Annotated in this window: 14 protein-coding genes; 1 reads left to right on the top strand and 13 read right to left on the bottom strand. The window is 69.3% G+C overall.

The genetic code is table 11. The features are described from left to right. Positions 1-55: 55 nt before the first annotated feature. A complete protein-coding gene (locus QBE02_RS14885) occupies positions 56-1,342 on the bottom strand; it encodes an aspartate kinase (RefSeq protein WP_074695711.1) in 1,287 nt (428 codons plus the stop codon). 182 nt (positions 1,343-1,524) lie between these two features. Between QBE02_RS14885 and QBE02_RS14880 the strand changes: the two genes are divergently transcribed. Further along, positions 1,525-2,922 carry a threonine/serine ThrE exporter family protein gene (locus tag QBE02_RS14880; protein ID WP_056229506.1) on the top strand — a complete coding sequence of 466 codons (1,398 nt, stop codon included), beginning with the start codon at positions 1,525-1,527 and terminating at the stop codon, positions 2,920-2,922. Between the two features lie 69 nt (positions 2,923-2,991). Here QBE02_RS14880 and QBE02_RS14875 read toward each other — a convergent pair whose 3' ends face one another. From QBE02_RS14875 to QBE02_RS14820, 12 genes are all read right to left on the bottom strand, one after another. Beyond that, positions 2,992-3,723 (bottom strand): LmeA family phospholipid-binding protein, encoded by a 732-nt coding sequence (locus QBE02_RS14875; protein ID WP_279366424.1) that lies wholly within the window; start codon positions 3,721-3,723, stop codon positions 2,992-2,994. 100 nt (positions 3,724-3,823) lie between these two features. Beyond that, positions 3,824-4,597, bottom strand: coding sequence for a phosphate ABC transporter ATP-binding protein (locus tag QBE02_RS14870; protein ID WP_225310381.1), 774 nt, complete (start codon positions 4,595-4,597; stop codon positions 3,824-3,826). Positions 4,598-5,156: 559 nt separating this feature from the next. After that, positions 5,157-6,005 (bottom strand): sortase, encoded by an 849-nt coding sequence (locus tag QBE02_RS14865; RefSeq protein ID WP_279366423.1) that lies wholly within the window; start codon positions 6,003-6,005, stop codon positions 5,157-5,159. Between the two features lie 110 nt (positions 6,006-6,115). Next, a complete protein-coding gene (locus tag QBE02_RS14860) occupies positions 6,116-6,928 on the bottom strand; it encodes a hypothetical protein (protein ID WP_279366422.1) in 813 nt (270 codons plus the stop codon). Next, positions 6,925-8,025 (bottom strand): hypothetical protein, encoded by a 1,101-nt coding sequence (locus QBE02_RS14855; RefSeq protein ID WP_279366420.1) that lies wholly within the window; start codon positions 8,023-8,025, stop codon positions 6,925-6,927. The genes QBE02_RS14860 and QBE02_RS14855 overlap by 4 nt, the downstream gene beginning before the upstream one ends. A 164-nt stretch (positions 8,026-8,189) precedes the next feature. After that, entirely contained in the window at positions 8,190-9,758 is a 1,569-nt protein-coding gene (locus QBE02_RS14850) for an Ig domain-containing protein (protein ID WP_279366419.1), read from the bottom strand. A 32-nt stretch (positions 9,759-9,790) separates the two neighbouring features. Beyond that, positions 9,791-10,933, bottom strand: a complete 1,143-nt coding sequence (locus QBE02_RS14845; RefSeq protein ID WP_279366418.1) for a substrate-binding domain-containing protein — start codon at positions 10,931-10,933, stop codon at positions 9,791-9,793. A gap of 102 nt (positions 10,934-11,035) precedes the next feature. Further along, complete coding sequence (locus tag QBE02_RS14840) at positions 11,036-13,672, bottom strand: hypothetical protein (protein WP_279366417.1); 2,637 nt, start codon at positions 13,670-13,672, stop codon at positions 11,036-11,038. A gap of 146 nt (positions 13,673-13,818) precedes the next feature. Next, the gene (gene pstS, locus QBE02_RS14835) at positions 13,819-15,393 is read right to left on the bottom strand and encodes a phosphate ABC transporter substrate-binding protein PstS (RefSeq protein ID WP_279366416.1); all 1,575 of its coding nucleotides are present in this window, start codon (positions 15,391-15,393) and stop codon (positions 13,819-13,821) included. Beyond that, positions 15,390-16,727 carry a phosphate ABC transporter permease PstA gene (gene pstA, locus QBE02_RS14830; protein WP_279366415.1) on the bottom strand — a complete coding sequence of 446 codons (1,338 nt, stop codon included), beginning with the start codon at positions 16,725-16,727 and terminating at the stop codon, positions 15,390-15,392. The genes pstS and pstA overlap by 4 nt, the downstream gene beginning before the upstream one ends. Continuing rightward, entirely contained in the window at positions 16,727-17,746 is a 1,020-nt protein-coding gene (gene pstC, locus QBE02_RS14825; RefSeq protein WP_279366414.1) for a phosphate ABC transporter permease subunit PstC, read from the bottom strand. Before pstC ends, pstA begins: the two co-directional genes overlap by 1 nt. Before the next feature lie 259 nt (positions 17,747-18,005). Then, positions 18,006-19,670: a protein kinase domain-containing protein gene (locus QBE02_RS14820; protein WP_279366412.1), complete on the bottom strand. Its 1,665-nt coding sequence runs from the start codon at positions 19,668-19,670 to the stop codon at positions 18,006-18,008. Between the last annotated feature and the right edge of the window lie 58 nt (positions 19,671-19,728).

The raw sequence follows: 19,728 nt of genomic DNA, 5'->3' as shown, positions 1-19,728 counted from the left end.
GGCGTAGACGGCGAGATTCAGGAGTTTCGTGCGGCGCCGCCGGGCGCAAGCCCGGTCAGCGACCGGTGCCGGCGTGGACCGTGGCCTCGGCGTCGCCGTCGAGACCGTACGCGGTGTGCACGAGACGGGCGGCCTCGGCGAGGTCGACGCCGCGCACCACGACCGAGATGCGGATCTCGGACGTCGAGATCATCTCGATGTTGACGCCCGCCAGGCTCAGCGCTTCGAAGAGCGTCGCCGAGACGCCCGAGTGCGTGCGCATACCGGCGCCGACGACCGAGAGTTTCCCGATCTGGTCGTCGTGGACGAGGCTCTCGAAACCGACCTCGGCCTGTTCACCGGCGAGCGCCTTGAGCGCCGTGGTGGCGTCGGTCTTGGGCAGGGTGAACGAGATGTCGGTGCGGCTGGTGGCGGCCGCCGACACGTTCTGCACGATCATGTCGACGTTGGCACCGGACTTCGCGACGATCTTGAAGATGTCGGCGGCCTTGCCGGGCACGTCGGGCACGCCGATGACGGTGATCTTGGCCTGGCTGAGGTCGGTGGCGACGCCGGCGACGATGGGCTCTTCCATGGCTCCTCTTTCGGGGACGAGTGCGGAGGTCTTCGAAGCGTCGAGCACCCAGGTGCCCTCGTTCGAGCTGAACGTGGACCGCGCGTGGATCAGCACGCCGTGGCGCCGCGCGTACTCGACCGCGCGGATGTAGAGGACCTTCGCTCCGTTGGCGGCGAGCTCGAGCATCTCTTCGCTGCCGACGCGGTCGAGCTTGCGCGCGAGGGGGACGACGCGGGGGTCGGCGGTGAAGATGCCGTCGACGTCGCTGTAGATCTCGCAGACGTCGGCCTTGAGCGCCGCGGCGAGCGCGACGGCCGTGGTGTCGGATCCGCCGCGACCGAGCGTGGTGATGTCGCGGGTGTCGCGGTTGAAGCCCTGGAACCCGGCGACGATGACGATCGCCCCCTCGTCGAGCGCCTCGCGGAGTCGGACGGGCGTGACGTCGACGATGCGGGCGGCGCCGTGCGTGGCATCCGTGATCATCCCCGCCTGGCTGCCGGTGAACGAACGGGCCTCGAAGCCCATCGAGTGGATGGCCATGGCCAGCAGGGCCATCGAGATGCGCTCTCCGCTGGACAGCAACATGTCGAGCTCGCGCGGCGCGGGGATCGGGGCGACCTGGCCCGCGAGGTCGAGCAGCTCGTCGGTCGTGTCGCCCATGGCGCTGACCGCGACGACGACCTCGTGGCCGGCGCGACGCGTGTCGACGATGCGCTTGGCGACCCGCTTGATGCTCTCGGCGTCGGCGACGGACGAGCCGCCGTACTTCTGGACGATCAGAGCCATGAGGAGAACTCCCGGAGGGGTCGTGCGTCGGGGTGTCACGACGCCGGCGCTCGTGCCGCGCCCGAGGATCATCCTAGAGGCGGGTGCATACCGCCTCTGTCATGCGCCGACGCCCGGCGAAACCGCGGGGCCCGTCGATAGGATCGAGCGCTCCCACTCCCCCGTTCTCTGGAGGCTCGCGGTTGTCCCCCACCCCGCGGCGGCTGCTGTCGTCCCTGCGCCGTCTGGTGCACGTCGACGAGGCCTCGTCGCCCGACACGACGATGATCCCGGTCATCGACGAGGCGCTCTCGACGCGCATCCTCGACCTCGCCATCCGCATCGGCGAGACCATGCTCGTCGTCGGCGCTCCCGCCAACGAGGTGACCCTCACGATCGTGCGGGTGTGCGCGGCCTACGGGCTCGATCCGGTGCACGTCGACGTCACCTACAACTCGATCACGATCGCCCACAGCCGCCCCGGCGCGACCCACCCGATCACCCTGCTGCGGGTGGTGCGCGGTTCGGTGCCCGACCACGCGAAGCTGCAGCGTCTGCAGGCTCTGGTGCAGGAGATCACCGGCGGTCTCGGGCTCGACGACGCGGTCGTGCGCTGCCGCGCCATCCGCCGACTGCCCTTCCGCTACCGCCCCGCGATCGTGATCGCCTCGCAGGCGTCTCTCGCGGCCGGGGTCGCGATCATGTTCGGCGCGAACTGGCTTGCCCTGGTGCTGTCGTTCATCGCCGCGGCCCTCGCGGCGTCGACGCAGTACGTGATGGCGCGGGCACGCGTGCCGTACTTCTTCGCGCAGATCGCGGGCGGGTTCGTCCTGACCGTCTTCGCCGCCCTGTCCCCGTTGCTGCGCTACACGGGCCTCGACGCGGCCGCGGCGATCCGGCCGTCGGTGATCGTGGCATCCGGAATCGTCCTGATGCTCGCCGGACTCACCGTGGTGGGCGCGGCCCAGGATGCCATCGACGGCTTCGCCCTGACGGCGACCGGACGCATCCTCGAGCTCACGACGCAGACCCTCGGCGTCGTCCTCGGCATCCTCGCCGGGCTCGAGACGGTGCGCGTGATCGGCATGGGCATGTCTCCCCCGTCGAACGCCCTCCCCCTCGGCCCGGTCAGCGTGCAGTTCGTCGGCGCGGCCGTCATCGCGATCGCCGTCGCCGTGTACAACGGCGCCGGCGCGCGCATCGTCGTCGTCAGCGCCGCCCTCAGCCTCGTCGCGTGGGCGGGGTACGTCGCCGCCTCGGGCCTCGGCTTCGAAGTCGCCGCCGCCAGCGGCGTCGGCGCCTTTGTCGGAAGCTTCGCGGGCATCGTCGTCGCCTACCGGTTGCACGTACCCTCGGTCGCGATCACGACCGCCGCGATCCTGCCCCTCGTGCCCGGCGCGGCGGTGTTCCGCGGCCTGCTCGGGATCGTCGAGTCGGGCGACGACCCCACCGTGCTCATGACCGGGGTGACCACGCTCGCCGGGGCCGCGACCATCGGCATCGCCCTGGCGGTGGGCGCCTCGCTCGGCATCTACCTGGGCCAGCCGGTGCGCGCGACACTGTCGAGCGTCACACGCGTGCGGGCCCGAGCACGGCGGTAGTCACGGACGAGAGCCGGGATGCCACGGCCCCCGCATCGCGCGGGCACCGGGCCGTGGCATCCGGGGTTCTCAGGGACAGGAGCCGGGTTCGCTCCCCGTCTCGGTCTCGGCCGCGGGCAGGTCGACGTCGACGTCGATGCGGAACCTCTGGTCGGTGACGCCGACGTCGCGCACCCGGAGGAAGCGGGGCAGCGCCTCGGCAAGACACACGGGGGCGGGTTGCAGGGCGGCGAGATCGACGCCCGTCTTCGCACCCATCTCTGCGGCGGACATCGTTTCGCCACCCGCCGTGACCGAGGTGATCCCCATGCTGAACCTCCCCTTGTCGAAGTGCGGCGTCATCGCGAGGCTCGCCGATTGAGGAGTCGCGCCGCCCGGCACGGACATTCCGAAGACCATGTCACCGCCGGAGAAATCGATCCGCATCGCACCCTGCGCCTCGGGAGGGACCACGAGCGCTGTCGCCTGCGCGGCGGAGAGCGTCAACGCCCCGGAGAGGTGGTCGACCGTCCACGTGCCGTCGGCGTCCTCGAGTCCTTCGAGATTCATCATGAAGTCGGAGTTGGCCGGCCCGACGGCGAAGCTTCGGACCGTGACCCCGACACTGTCGAAGCGTCCGGCGAGTTCCTGAAGGAGCACGGAACCGGGGATGTCGACCTCGATGCGTTGACTCTCGGGAAGGGCGAACATGGTCCTCGCCTCGGCGACGATGGCCCGCTCCCGCTCGGAGCGAATGAGCCCCTCCGCCGTCGCGAAGGCGGTCGTCGCCAGGACGACGAGGACGACGGCGAGGACCGCCACACGAAGCCCCAAACCGGGACGAGCCTGTTCGGGAACCTCCGGCGTCCGCGCAGGAGGTAACACCTCGGTCCGCTCATCGAAAAGGGTCATGCGCCGCGTCCTATCCGAAGCGTCCGTTGACGTAGTCGTAGGTGCGCGGATCGATGGGCGAGTCGAACATCGCCGCGGTGTCGCCGTGCTCGACGATGTGACCGGGCTGCCCCTGGGATGCCAGGAAGAACGCGCACTGCTGCGAGACGCGCTGCGCCTGCTGCATGTTGTGCGTGACGATGACGATCGTCAGTTCCTTCTGCAGCTCGCCCATGGTCTCCTCGATCACGCGGGTCGAGGTGGGGTCGAGCGCCGAACAGGGCTCGTCCATGAGCAGGATCTTGGGGCGGATCGCGAGAGATCGAGCGATGCAGAGACGCTGCTGCTGCCCGCCGGACAGTCCCCCACCCGGTGCTCGCAGGCGGTCCTTGACCTCTTTCCACAGCCCCGCGCTCTGCAACGACGTCTCGACGAGGTGGTCCTTCTCGTCTCGCCCGGCGCGGCGACCCGTGAGCTTCAGACCCGCGATGACGTTGTCGTAGATGGACATCGCCGGGAAGGGGTTCGGCTTCTGGAAGACCATGCCGATGTGCTTGCGCGCGTCGATCAACCGATGACCGGGGTCGTAGATGTCGTCGCCGTCCAACAGCACCTCGCCGGCGAGGGCGGCCGAGGGCACCAGCTCGTGCATGCGGTTGAGGATGCGCAAGAAGGTCGACTTGCCGCAGCCCGAGGGACCGATGAGTGCGGTCACCTGCCCCGCGGGCATCGTGAGGGACACATCGAGGAGGACCTGATGATCGCCGAACCACGCCGAGATCGACCGCGCATCGAGCTCCGACAACGGGGGCCGCGCCGCCGCCTCGGCGACCAGGCGCTCCGCCTCGGCGAGGCGCTCCGGGGTCGCCGATGCGCCCCCGAGGAGCGAGACGGCGGAGGCTCGGACCGACGCGGACGACACGGTGTATCCCGCCGACGTGGTCGGAGCCGCGCCCACGGGGGCGGCAACGGGCGACATCGGCGGGGCGAACGAGGGGTACGCACCGGCGTCCGGCGAGATCACGTCGGTGACCTCGTCGGCGCCCGCGGCGACCGATCGACCGAACAGACGCGTCGTGCGTCGTGCGCGGCGGGCCTGCGAGGCGACCGAACCCTCGGGCGGGAGGACGACCGTGGTCGGCACCGCCCCCATAGTCGTCTGCGTGAGCAGGTCGAGCTCGTCCGCCGAGACCACGTCGGTCATGAACGGATCCGGCGTGTGGTGCTCGAGGCTCAGCACGTCTGTGCGGAAGGCGTCTTCGGCGCCCTCCGAGGCATCCGACGCGGAGGACGAGGGATCGTCTTCGGGACCGCGCTGGTCACGAGGCTCGGGATCGATGATGGGGCACATTCGGGTACTCCGGTCAGAGGAGGTTGGGAAGAAGACGGATGAGCTGGTCCGAGACGAAGACGCTCGCCAGCAGAAGGACGGGGGTGAAGACGACCCACGTCTTCTGCCAGCCCACACGCCGATACGCCCACACGGCGAGCAATTCGGCCACGACGAGGAACTGCAGCGCGAAGACCAGCGCCCACACCGTCGTCATGTCCGTCGCCATCGGCTTCGCCTGCGGCGCGAGAGCCATCGACGTGGTCTGACGAGCACCCGTGGGCTGCGCGTCGCCGGTGCTCCTGGCATCCACGTACGCGACTCCCGTCGGCAGGTAGGGCGCGCCGCGGGCGGCCATGAGGATGAGCCGGCTCTCGCCCCTCACGGGGGCGGGCGGGGTCGGATCCCCGGCGTATCGGACGCCGAGGACCTCGAACGTCTGCTCGCCCTGACCCGTACGGACCGTGAACGTCTCGCCCGGCTGCAGGGTCTGCAGGCGCGCGAAAGGCCCGCCGAACGCGGCGGTGCGCCCCATGATCACGCTGACGCCCGCCTGCCCGGGCAGCACCGTGTCGCGACGATGGCCGGGCCCCCGCGTGAGGACGCCGGACGTCGTGCCCTCGGAGACCACCTCGTCGATGCCGAGCTGAGGGATCGACAACAGCGCCACGGGCGCGCCGTCGACGAGCAGGTGATCCTCGAAGTCGCCCTCGCTCACGGGAGCGGTGCCCTCCGCCAGCTGAGCGCGATACGTGTCCCGCAACTGCTGCTGCGAGGCGAAGTGGCTTACGTGGCTGACCACGAGGAGGTTGATCAGGAAGACCAGGACGAGAACCGCGATCGAAGCCAGCGTCCCACGGACGAAGACCTGAACCGGAGACAACGGCGCGTACTCCGGTCGCCGACGCGGTGGACGGCGCGGCGGACGCGGGGGTGCCGGCTGAAACACGCGAGAGCCGCCCCCGTCCGTCGTGCGTCGTTCCTCGAAGAGGGTCATGACACGGCCGCCGCGGGGACCGGCGGAAGAGCCGCGCGGACGACCCGCACGATCGCGAGGGCCAGGGCGATCGCGACCGCGACGAGCACGATCAACCACGGGAACACCAGCACGAGCGCATCGCGCGTGACCGAGGTCGCGGCCGCTGCGTCCACGGTCTCGGGCGGGGTGAAGGTGACGTGGGCCGAGACGAGTGTCCACTGTCCCGCCCCGCTCAGGGTCGCCGCGACGACCCGCGTCTCCCCCGGCTGAAGAGCGGTGATGGGAACGCCGTCGCGGGCATCGAGACGGTTGGAGAAGACCGTGCCCTCCATCCAGAAATCGGCCGTGGCGTCGACCGGCTTCGTCGACGAGTTGCGCACCGTGAACCACATGTCCACGGTGCCGTCCGCGGGATTGACGGCCGGCATCCCGTTGCCGTTCAGACCACTGACGAAGAGCCCGCCGCCGACGCTCACCTCGTTCGCCGGGGTGGTCTGTCCGGCCGGCGTCGTCCCCGGATCCGAGGAAGTTCCTGCGCCCGTCGACCCGCCCACGCCAGTGGAGCCCCCCGTGCCGCGCGAGCCGCCCGTCGACGAGCCACCCGTCGACGATCCGCCGGACGACGTGCCCGTGCCGGGGCCGGAACCGGTCGTCGACGAGGAGGAGGGCGAAGGCGACGGCGTCGATCCGTCGGTGATGCTGACGGTCAGCGGCGTACCCGAATCGGTATCGGACGCGAAAGCGGGAACGGCGAGACCGACTGCCGCGACGGCCGCGAGCGCCAGAGAGACGACGAGTCGCCGCGACGCGCGTCGACGGGGCGTCACGGGGCGCCCACGCGCAGGTCTGCTGCGCGGTTCGCGTCGGACGCGGTGGCGTGCTCCATGTAATCGACCCACTGCTGCGCGAGCGCTTCGTCACGCCGGCGACGCCACCGCAGAAGCACGAAGACGATCGCGGCGAGCGCGAGAAGGAGCAGAAGCGTCCACGGCGGAGCGAACGTCACCGCATCGCGCGAGACCGGCGTGACCGAGAGCTGCTGCGTCATGTCCGGGGAATCGACGAACGGGCTCAGCACCGTTCGCGCGTCGAGATAGAACCACTGCCCGACACCGCCGATGGTCGTCTCGTAGGTCGAGGTGTTGCCGGGGAGCAGAACGGGGATGCTGCCACCCTGGAGGCCGGTGGCGGGAATGCCGAACCACGTGCTCACACCGTTCGTGAGGTTGGCCGCCAGCGCGACGTTGCCCGTGTTCGTGACGGTGTACCGCGCCTTCACCGCCCCGCCCACGGGATTCCACCAGTCGCCCTCGTGGGTCGCGTCGTAGCTGGTGATCGTGAGCTGCGGCTGAAGTTCCCCCGACACGCGCGCGAAGATCGACGTCGCCACGCGGCGGTCGATGTTGACCTGCTGCCCGTCTTCGACGACGGATGCCACGAGACCGCCGACGTGATCGCCGGGCGTCCCATCGGCGGGCACCGCGATGGTGAACGTGAGAAGACGCACTTCGTCGGGCGCGAGCGAGAACCGGACCCGGTCGCTGCCGTCATCGAAACGCAGCCAGGCGCCGACCGAGGTGGGGGCATCAGCGGAGGCGAGTAACGAAAAGCTGCCGTCTTCGCCGTTGAAGGCGTCGGTGGCGAAGACGGTGAAGTCCTGCCGCTGCGTGCCCGTGTTGCCGACGAGCACGCGATCGGTGATGCTCTGGCCGGGGTCGGCGGTGAAGGTGAACCGGGAGCGGCCGTCGGGGCGGCCATCCTCACCGGCGGGACGTGTCGCGACACCGACGGTGGCGGCGGACGTGGCATCGCCCTCGGCGGCCGTCGCGGGCGCCGAGGGGACGAGGAAGGCGATCGTCGCCGCAGCGACGAGAAGAGCGGCACCCAGAGCCGGGAAGCGGCGCCGCGAGGTCGTGGAGAGCACGGTATATCTCCGCAGATGGGGGCGACGTAGGCATGTCGCGGGGGTGAACGAGGCCTGATGGGGAACGAGCCGAGACATGTCACGGCGCGGGCGCCGACGCACCGTGCGGGGAGACCGGTGACGGCCTCCCCGCACGGCGTGCAGCGGGTCTCTCCGAGATCAGCTCACTTGGAGGTGAGCGTGAGTGTCAGCGTCGAGGTGTAGTCACCGGTCTGGGCGTCCTTGGGAGCCTTGAAGGTGAGGTCGGCGTCGAACAGCGCACCGGAGGTGAGCGTGGAGACCGCCGAGCTGGATGCGATCTTCGAGCCCGTGGTTCCGAGGGTCACGCCCGAGACGAGCGGCGTACCGGCGTAGGCCTTGGGAGCCAGCGTGAGAGCGGTAGCCGGGATCTCGTCACCCGCGGAGTTCTTGAAGGAGCTCCACGCGGCGTCGAGGTTCCAGCCCTTGAGGACGTTGCGGTCGTCGACCACGGTGACCTTGCCGAGGGAGGCCTGAGCGGTCTTGTCGCGCGCGACGCTGCCGAAGTCGACCTTCGTGGCCTCGGCGTTGAGCGACCACAGGTCGCTCGCGGTCACGGCGGCGGTCACGTCGACCGTGTCGGTGGTGGTGTCACCGGAGGCCGAGACCTTTGTGATCGTGTCCCACGCGAGGACCGCGAACGTCGCGTCACCGGGGGCGGTGAGCGCGATGGTGTGCTCACCGGCGGGCAGCGACGAGATGTCGACGGTCGCGTTGCCGTTGGCGTCGGTCGTGACCTGGCCGAGGTTGGTCGGGTCGGACCATGCCCAGGCGACGAGCGTCTTGTTCGCGTTGGCGGAACCGGCGGGAACCGTGACCGTCTTCGCACCCTTGGCGGGGTCGGCGATGTCGACCTTGTTCGTAGCCGAGCCCTCGGGCTTGGTCGGAGCGGTCGGAGCGGGAGCCGCCACCGTGCCCGAGAAGGCCTTCTCGTTCGAACCCGCGCTGTTGGTCGCGACGATCGTGACGCTGAACGCCCCCGCGGTCGTGGGCGTGCCCGAGACGACGCCGCTGGAGGCGTCGAGCGCGAGGCCGGCGGGCAGCGCGCCACCCGACTTGACCGACCAGGTGAGGGGTGCGGTGCCGTCGGCGGTGAGCGTCTGCGAGAACGCCGTACCCACCGTCGCGGCGTTGAGCGATGCCGTGGTGATGGAGGGGGCGGTGGCGGCCGCGACCGCCGTCGTGTTCTCGAACGTCCAGGTTCCACCCGCATTGACGTGGATCCACACGTAGTACGCGACGCCGCCCGCGATGCTGAGCCCGTTGTTGTTGAGGTTCGCGACACCGAGACTGAAGTCACCGCCGGTGGTCTTGAGACCGGCGAAGTCTCCCGCCGTGAGGTTTCCCAGCGTGACCTGGGGGCTCAGCAGCTCCTTCGTCGTGCCCTTGAATCCGGCGTCACCCCAAGCCTTCCAGCCCGAGACCGTGCGCTCAGAACCACGAGCGGCTGCGAAGAACTTCGCGCTCGTCGCCGAGGCGTCACCGGGGAACGTCTGCTTGATGTTGGCGGTAGTGGGAACGAGCAGAACGGGGTCCTCCCAGTTGAGGACGGTGCCCTCCGGGATGATCGATCCGTCGTCTCCGGAGATGGCGTAAGTCGCACCGGTCGAGCCGGTGGTGGTCGTGGTCTGGGCCGCGAAAGCGGTGCCCGCGCCACTCAGCGAGAGGGCAATCGCGGTGACGGCCGCGAGGCCCAGTTTGAACGAGTTCTTCATGATGGAAGTCCGGTCCTCAAGAGGTGTGCAGATCAGTACGGGAGGGTGGCGTACGCGTAGTGGATGACGTAGCTCGAGGGGGGCAGGAAGCCGAAGACCTGCTTGACGGCTCCGGGCTGGGTGGGGAGGTTCGTGCTGAAGCCCGCGAGGCTGGAGGCGACACCTGACGTTCCCGGCTTGACGAGATTGGTCAGAGCCGCGTCGTACTTAGCGTTGCCCTGGGTGATGCGGGCACGCTCGACGATGAGGTAGGTGTCACGACCGAAGGTGGCGTCGCTGTAGTAGGCGGCGTTGGGGACGAGCTTGCCGTCGGCCACGGTGAACGGGTCGGTCGAGCCCTGGGCACCGCCGAACGACACGTTGGCGGTGGTGTTCACACCCGTTGCCCCGTTGGACTGGGCGACCCAGTTGGCCACCGAGAACGGGATGATCTCTCCCGCCTGCAGGACGGTTCCATCGTTCTCGGCCGTGGAGGTGTTGCTGTACTGACCGCGTTCGGTTCCCGCCGACACGCCGGGCGCCGCACCCGTTTCGCTACCGGTGAGAGCCTTCAGGAAGAACTTGCGGGTACCCGACGAGTTCTGCGGAAGGATCGGCTTGATCGGGACGCCGTCGATCGAGGTGATGGTGCCGGCGTAGACGCCCTTGATCTGGTCGAGGGTGAGATGCGCCCAGGCCGAGGTGCCGCCCCTATAGGCGAAGCCGACCGCGTCGCGGCCGAAGGGGACGTAAGCGAGCTTGCCGTTGGCGGTGTCTTCGTTGCTGCCCCAGCCCGATGACGAACGAGCGATGTCGACCTGGCCCGTGATGTTCTTCTTCGGGATGGCGGCGTTGCCGGTGTAGGTGTTGCCGCTGATGGACGCCGAGAGGGCGTTTAGCCCCTGTCCCGAGCCCGACGGGCGACCGAAGAACTCTCCACCCGGCTTGGCCTGGATGGCGCTCGAACCGAACGCGTCGAACGAGCCGACGGTCTGGTTGTTGGCGGTCACGCGGACGCGTGCACCGGTGACGTCGGTACCGTTGGTGAGGGCGTTGACGACGTCCTGCAGGGTGTCCGAGCCGACCAGCGTGTAGCTGTTCGAGACCGGCTCGGCATTGGCCGGCGCCGCGATGGCCACGCCGGCCATCACGATACCCAGGGCCGCGGCGACCGCGGCGACCTTCTTGAACTTCATGTTCTTGTTTCTCCTTGAGTTGTTACTGCGTGGTGGTGCTACTAGGCAGAACTGCTATTCGGGTGACGCGGGAAGGAAAGTCAGAGGATCGACGCGGACCGGTCAGGTGAGCCGTCGTCGGAGGCGGGTGATGAGTGGGACGCCGAGGGCGCCGACCAGACCCGCGAGGGCGCTCGCCGGAACGGCTGCCGCCATGGCCCCGGTGTCGGGGTCGTCGGGCGTCTTCCCCCCGGCCAGGGGGGCGGCGCTCGCACCGGTGACCGCGCTCGATGCGGTGGCACCGGCCGGCGACGACGACGATCCCGCGGCGACCGCTTGCGCGGAGCCCGCCGCGCCGCCGGACGCCGACCCGGTGGTCGCGGCCGCAGGGACGTACGGGGTGGAGGTTGCCGGGGATGGTGCGCCGTTCTCGATCACGTCGGCAACTGCTCGAGCCCGGTTGCCCCAATCGGCGGGGATCGGCGCATATCCCGCGGGAAGTTGGCCGTCTTCGGACCCCGCTGTCTGCCCGTCGCCGACCACGAAACGGATGAAAGAGGCGTAGGCGGCGCGCGTCTGCTGATCAATCTTGTCGCGGTTCGTCGCGGCGTAAACCGGCAGGGCGAGGGGATACGCGTCGGTCGCCGACTTAGCCACTTCGGAGGTCGGGTCGAAGTGCACGACCCCGTCGACCTTGTCGGCGGAGGTCATAGCGGCGGCGGCGGCGGTCAGCGACCGTGCGTCTGCAGCCACGAAGGTGCCAGCCGGATTCTTCAGTGAGGCGGTGAGAACCTGGTAACGCTGCGCGGACGAAGTGTCCGTGAGACTGAGGACTTTCTGCGAGCCCGCGAGATCGCGCCCCGCCTTGGTGTACTTCGGCGGGAGGCTCAACGGATCCCACGAGCCCAGCTGCTGGTTGTCGCCGCGGAGAGTGAGGTACGCCCCGGACTCGAGGTCGTTCGTGTAGGGACGCCACGTGACGAGGTTGACCGGGGCCGCTCCGCCGGCCTCCCCCGGCGCCTCGATGGGATCAGCTTTCGGGAAATCCTCGCGCGGCAGGGTCAGCCCGAAGCCGCTGGGATTCTTCGCGGCGTCGGTCGCGTACCACGGGTTGACGATCATGCCCCAAGGATCGGCCTCGCCTGCGAGGAACGACCGGGCATCGGCGTCCGCTAGGACGTACTGCCAGACGGCCCGCGCAGCATCGCTGCGCCCTTGGGGGATGAGCAGGTCGGCCACGCCCGGGCTCCGGAACCCCTGATACTTCCAGGCGGAGTCGTTCACGGCGAGGAAATCGGGGTCCGTGGTCAGGTTCGCGGCGTTATGTCCAGCGTTCGCGGCGATCTTATAGCCGATGTGCGAGAGATCGGCTCCGTATGGGAGTGCGTCACGGTACGAGGCGGTGAGAAGCTTGGCGACCAGACGCGGCGTGAGCTTGAGAGACTCGAACGGGAGGGCGGCCCTGTTCTTCACGTCTGCGGGGACGGTATCCAGCGGCAGCGGATTCTGATCGATCGCAAATCCCACGGTCACGCCGGTCAATGCGATTGGCGCGTAAACCAGGCCTGCGCCCTGCTCGGCAGGAAGGGGCTCGGATGCCAGAGCCAAAGGCGCTGCGCTCGAAGTGTTCGCGGCCGTCAGCGCATCGGATTCGCTGCCGGTCAGGAGGGAGTAGATCGAGCCGCCCTTGGTGTTGCAGAGGGAGGGCTGCCACGAGCGAACCGCGATCGCAGCGAGCTCGCTGCCGGAGAGCTGACGTTCGGCCGCACCGAACGCGCACCGCACCCCGATCGGCTTGAAGTCGAGATGGACCGCCAGACGATGCTTCCACGCATCCCAGAACAGACCCGAGCTGGTGATGTGCGCCTGACCGACATCATTCTTCGGGCGAGGGACGATCACGAGCCAGCACCCGGCGCCCACCGTCTTTCCCGTCGAATCGGTGGTGGCTGTCCCGCAGCCGAGGCCGGTCGACTGCATGGCGGTTTGGAGCTCGAACTTCGCCACCCCCGAGCCGTCGGCGCCGCTCCCCGCCCACGAAATCTCGTTCGTGGTCTTCGCGGTGTAGAACTCGTTGCTGGCCAGGTTGCCGGCATCCGGAACTGCTTTTCCGTCGACGATGGGGGCGATGGTCTTGCCTGTCGCCGAACGGAACGGTACGGCGGTCACCGGCGCGGCGAATGGGTCGTCGCCGTCGGCGTTCGTCGACCAGGGGCGGTCCTCTTCCGCCACTGTGCCGGGTTCGCGCACACCGTCGCGGGCGGCACCGGGGGTGTTGAATCCGCCGTACTGGCACGTGGTGCGGTCGGGCTGTCGGTTTCCGGCATCATCGAGCACGGGCTTGCCGTCGGAGCCGAGGAGATCGCCCCAGCACTGGAAGATCTGGAGGAAGTTCTCGCCGCCGATCTGTCCGCTCGGTGGCGTTGACTTCTTCGCGCCCGTCCAACTGAGCTGGACGCCCTGGGCGCCGAGGTCCCGCGTCTGGGACACCGTCACCGACAGATCAGGCATCGGGGCGTCGGCGAGCGCAGGATGCTGCTGTTTCGACGTCACGGTCACCGTCGACGAGAGGACGTCGTCGGCCCGCGCCGACGACGGCGCAATGCCCGCTACCGACACCGTTGCGAAGACGGCGACGGCGCACAGTGTCCCCGAGAGCGCGGACAGCGCCCAGGACCGCAGACGGCGTCCGCGGCGCGCAGGTTCCGACGCGGCGCGACCGGGCCCGTGGTGGGCCTGGCCGTCGAGGTGGTTGTACACGAAAGATCCTTTTTGTTGTGCGCCTGCAGCGCCGTCGGGATTACTCAAAGGGCGAGGGATGACGACCGCGTGAACGCGGTGGTAACGAGGTGTCGCCGCGAACTAGTGGAGGTGAGAACGTCGGAAAATGCCTGATCAGGCTGACTTCAGCGCCGCGAACGACGGCCGATGACTGGTGGAATGAGCACAGCTGCGACCATCAGCAGTCCCGCCGCGAGCATCGCGGTCTGTGGCACGCCCCAGCCGTTGTCGTCGAGCGTGAAGGGTGAAGAGACAGCGGCATTCACGGCTGCTCCGCCTGCACCCGATACCAGGTTGCCGTTCGCGTCGTACACCGGCGCATCTCCGGCGCTGCCGGACGGAGAGCCTGCTGCCGTCGCCGAGGAACCGGCGGTGGCAGCACCCCCGGAACCCGCGGCGGCTGCTGCGCTGTTTGCACCGCCGCTGACGCCACCCGAACCCGTTGACGGAGTCGCTTCCTGTGCGCCTCCCGTTCCTTCGACGCACTGAGTTGCGCCCTGCTTGTCGCAGTCAGGTGGCTGCGGCGCCGTCGCCGCGAGCTGGTTGTTGGCGGGAGAGTCACCCGGCTTGAACGTGGGGTTGTTGCACGCGTTGAAGTCGACGCCTCCCTCGCTGCCCGGGATCGACTTCAGCACTTCGGAACCGGCCTGTACGAGATTCATGGGCAGGGGGGAATATCCCAGCGCGGCCGCCTGCTGCTGCCCTTCGCACAGCATGTAGTCGGCGAAGCGACTCAGGGTCTTGCCTTTCTCCGCCGTGAAGATCTTGTTCGTGGCGGTGGGGACGATCATGTACGAATAGCTCGACATGGGGTAAGTACGTGGGTCGTTGCTGTTGTACACACCGTCGAGGTTCTGGGTCAGGTCGGGATTGATGGCGGCGGACATCAGCGCGACCGCGACCGACTGGAATGTCGGCTCGACGTAGTAGCCGGCCTTGTTGAGCACCTTCACCACCGGGAACCCGGACTTCATGGCGTACGAGTACTCCACGTAGGTGATGGCCCCCTCGCCGTAGTCCTGGCTGACGTAGCCAGCGACACCGAGCGATCCGTTCTGACCCTTGAACGACGCATTGACTTGCGGGAACTGCGATCGCATCCCCTGCGTCCAGATGTTTCCGTACTGCTTCGACATCCACAGCGTGAACTGCGCGCTCGTACCCGAGCCGTCCGAGCGGTAGACGGGGGTGATCGGTCGATCGGGCATCGCGAGGGCCGGGTTGTCGGCTTGGATCGCCGCGTCGTTCCATTTGGAGATCTGCCCCGAGAAGATCTTCGCGATGACCTCGCCGGAGAGTCGCAGATTGGTGACCCGTTTACCCCCGATCTTCAGGTTGTACATGAGGGAGGTTCCACCCGCGACGATGGGCATGTAGGCGTACCCGGTCGTCGGCTTCTCGGGGGGTGAGCCGTCCTCGGGATTCGCTTGAAACGGAATCTCGCTGATGGCGAAGTCCACGGTCTCTTTGATGAAATCACTGCGCCCGGCGCTCGACCCCGTCCCCGAGTAGTTCACCGTCATGCCGTAGTTGCTGGCCACGTTCTTACGCCACTGATCGAGCGCGTTCTGCGACCAGGTCGAGCCGGATCCGGAGATCGGCACGTACCCGTCGGCCTGTGCGGGCGACGGGGCTAGCGCGACGAGAGAGACGACCGCGAGCACCGCGGCGAAGCGGGCCAGGCGGGGACGGACATTCACGACGGGTTCTCCTCGGTGGATCGGTGGAAGCGTGCGGTGAGCGCGCGCAGCGAGAGGCGACGCTCGAGGTCCTCGGGCGGACGGCCCGGCGGCATGGAGCGTCGTCCGGCACGCGAAGCGGCGGCAGCGGACTCCCCCTCGATGCGGACGAGATCCCGAGCCGACGCGGCGGACGCGGCACGACGCTGACGGTCCGAGAGCTGGCCGGGCCCTCGACCACCGATGAGGCGGGCGACGATGAACAGGGTCAGCACGAGCAGCACGAGGGTGGCGGCGGCGCCGAACCCGCGGGCGATCATGCTCGGCTCCGGGGACTTCACGAAGTCGAACACCTGCAGCGGGAGCGAGATCATCGGACCCGAGAAGGGGTTCAGGTTCATCTCCGCGGTGACGCCCGAGGTGAGCAGCACCGGAGAGGTCTCGCCGATTCCGCGGGCGGTGCCGAGGATCACGGCCGTGACGAGACCGGAGCGCGAGGTGGGCAGGACGACGCTCCACACCGTGCGCCACCGGCTCGTGCCGAGCGCGTACGACGCCTCGCGCAGGTTGTGAGGCACCAGGCGCAGCACCACGTCGGAGGCCCGGATGATGATCGGGAGCATCATCACGCTGATGGCGAGGGATGCCGCGAACCCCGAGCGCTGATTCGTGATGAGGGTCACGACGGCGGCGTAGACGAACAGTCCCGCGACGATCGAGGGCAGAGCGGTCATGGCATCCGAGATGGTCCGCACGAAGCGGGCGAAGCGCCCGCCGATCTCGTTCAGGAAGACGGCCGTGGTCACCCCGAGCGGGATCGTGATCGTCAGGGCGATGCTGATCTGGATGAGCGTTCCGACGATGGCGTGCGCGATGCCACCCATCGTCAGCGGGTCGAGGGGACCGGCGAGCTTCATCGTCTCGGTGAAGAAGTTCGGGTGGAACAGGGCCGACGAGCCGCGCACGAGGGTGAAGAACACCACGAAGGCCAGCGCCCCGAGCAGGAGCACGCCCGCGGAGTAAAACAACGCGGTCATGACCCGCTCGCTGATGGCGAGACGGTCGGCGCGCATCGCGGTCAGCACCGCGTAGATGCCGAGGAAGCCGATGAACGACAGCACCACCCACCCGACAACACCCGTCATGGGGGTGAGCCATCCGAACATCAGTGTCGAGACGGCGATGGCCGCCGCCCCACTGCCGATGAGGTCGAATCGGTCGCCGAAGGGAACCGTCCGCAGATCGCGTCGCTCCCCGACGGCGCCCGTGCGACGCGGAATCGACGTGCGCGAGGCGTGACGCGGAGACTCGTCTCGCGCCGTGGCCGTCGGGGCCTCGGGGGTGAGGATCGCCATCAGTTGCTCTCCGCCCCGGACCGGCTGCGCGCGACGATCGTCGACGCGGTGAAGTTGACGATCAACGTGATGATGAACAGCACGAGCCCCGCCGCCATGAGGGCGGACAGGCCGAACTGGCTCGCCTCCCCGTAACGGAGGGCGATGAGCGCGGACACCGAGTTGGTGCCGGTCTTCAGGAGCTCGGTGTTGATCGTGAAGATCGGCGAGATGATCATGACCACGGCGATGGTCTCGCCGAGGGCGCGTCCGAGGCCGAGCATGGTGCCGCCGATGATGCCGCCCCGACCGAAGGGGAGCACGACGGCGCGGATCATCCCCCATCGGGTCGAACCGAGCGCGAGGGCCCCCTCCCGCTCGCCGAGCGGCGCCTGCGAGAACGCCTCGCGCATCACCGAGGTCTGGGTCGGCACGACCATGAGCGCCACGACGATCCCCGCGATGAACGCCGAGGAGGTGTACGCACCGGCGTCCGTCAGCCGTGCGCCGGTCTCGTCGGCGACGCGGAAGATCGGGATCCACCCGAAGTAGGTCGAGATCCACTGGGCGACCGGGATGACGCCCGCCTGGAGGAAGAACACGCCCCACAGCCCGAACACGACACTGGGCACGGCCGCCATCAGGTCGACCATCGTGATGAGAAGGCCCCGCGCCCGTGGCGGCACGATCTCGCTGATGAGCAACGCCGTCCCCATCGCCAGCGGCACAGAGATGGCCATGGCCACCAGGGCGATGGTCACCGTCCCGAACAGCACGGCGGCGACACCGAACGTGCCGGTCTCGGGCGACCATTCCTGCGTCGTGAGAAACGACGGCCCCGCCACCGCGAGGGCATCGCCGGCGCGCGCCGTGAGGAAGATCCCGACGGCGAGCATCACCGCGACGGTGATGGTTCCCGCGGCATACGCGGTGGTGCGGAACACCCGATCGGCGATGACGGGAGCGCTCCTCAACGAGCGTGGTGTCGGCTTCGCCGCGTCCGTCGTCGGCGGCAGCACCGCCGTCGTGGTGTCCGTCATGCGCCCTCCATCGATCGCGCCGGGAGTCGGCCGCGCCTCACGTCGCTCATCCTCGAACGACGAGGGGAGGATCGCGGGGCGCCGGTCGACCGGCCGGTGTCGCGACTCGCTCGCTTCCCCTGGAACCGGCTCGGGTCGCCGGCATTGCGAGGCTAGGAGCCAGCCGTGAACGGCACCCGGTTCGACTGTCCACGTCGGCTGGCGGGGTGGTGAACGAGAGACGCTCGAAGGTGAACGAGGGACGACGCCGGTCGAGGCGTCATCGCGGTCCGCCCGTCGGCGAGGCGGTCGGGACCGGCGTCGGCGTGGACGACGGAGACGGCGGGGTCGGCGTCGGAGTGGCCCGGGCTGCGGCGACGAGGATCGTCACGGCGCTTCCGAGGCGGACGGCGCTTCCCGCCGCGGGTTCGACGCCGACGACGGTCCCGGTCGGTCGGTCGGAGGCGACGGTCGTCTGCGCCGGGACGAACCCCGCTGCGCGCATCGACGAGGCCGCTCCCGCGGCATCCATTCCGACGACGTCCGGGACGAGATTGGATCCGGATGCCACGACCAGGCGCACCGCGGAACCGCGCGCGACCGCCGTCCCGGGGGCCGGGTCGGAGGAGAGCACCGTCCCGCCGGACTGGGGCGCGTCGCGCTCGGTGATGTCACCGACGACGAACCCCGCCTCCGCGAGCGCGAGTCGCGTGTCGTCGAGGGAGCCGAAGGCGGGCACGAGCGCGGTGGCGATCGGTGCGGGCGTGCCGGGGTCCGACGCGGTCGGTTGCGGCGTCGAGGTCGTCGTCGCGGTGGGCACCGGAGCCGAGGCCGCCGCGGACGGCTCGGCCGCGGGCGCCGCACGACCAGCGTTCGCCATGAGGGGGACGGCGGCCGCCGTGCCCGCCAGCAGCAGCACGATGGCCGCGATCGCTCCCCACCGGGGTCCGTGTCGCGTCGACTCGTCCACCGGAGCGGGGGCCGGTGCCGAACCGGCACCGAGAGGGGCGGCCGTCAGGACCCGTGTCGACGACACCTCGTCATCGCCGGGGGCGGGCGCTCGCACGGGGGTGACCGCATCGAGGACCGCCGCGCGCATCTCGGCGGCGTCGGCGAAGCGGTCCGCCGGCTCCTTGAGCATCGATCGCACGACCACGCGATCGAGCGCACCGGGGACGGACCGAACGGCCACGGACGGGACGGGAGGCGGGGCGTGCAGGTGGGCCCGGATGACGGCGGTCCGATCACTCCCCGAGAACGGGGCGCGACCGGTGAGCGCGAAGTACAGCATCCCGCCGACCTGGTACAGGTCGCCACGCGGGCCGACGGGCTGCCCGCTCAGCTGCTCGGGCGAGGCGAACTCGGCGTTTCCGACCACCCCCGCAGTGACCGGCGACACGGAGCTGCGCAGAACGTCGTCGCCGTGGGCCGTCTCTCCCGCCGCATCGGCGAGGCCGAAATCGAGGAGCGTCGATCGGGGGCGGCCCTCGTCGTCGACGCGCACGAGCACGTTCGCGGGCGACACATCGCGGTGCACGAGACCGACCGCGTGAGCGGCACCCAGCGCATCGAGGATGTCCCCGGCGACCGCCCCGGCGTGGACCGCGGAGAGCGGACCGGTGGCACGGACGTGCTCCGCGAGGGTCACGCCTTCGACGATCTGCTGGGCGATCCAGGCGATGGGGATGCCGTGCTCGAGGAAGGTCCCCATGTCGACGATGGCGACGATCGACGGGTGGGAGACGTGCGCCGTCCGCCTGCCCTCGCGGAGGAAGGCCTCGCGGACGGTGTCGGTCTGAGAAAGGTGGGGATGCAGCAGTTTGACGGCGACGGTCTGACCGGTCACCTCATCCCGAGCGCGGAAGACGGATGCCGTTCCCCCGGTGCCGAGGAGACCCTCGACGCGGAAGCGCCCGGCGATGAGACCGGTGTCGTCGTCGACCATCAGTCGCCCCGCTCGCACGGCTCGAGCGGGTCCGAGGAGGCCACCGTCCGACGAGCGA

It is taken from the genome of Microbacterium testaceum, from assembly GCF_029761935.1.
Classification (GTDB): domain Bacteria; phylum Actinomycetota; class Actinomycetes; order Actinomycetales; family Microbacteriaceae; genus Microbacterium; species Microbacterium testaceum_A.
The sequence above is the reverse complement of the archived record's forward strand: the minus strand, read 5'-3'. Positions and strand labels throughout refer to the sequence as shown.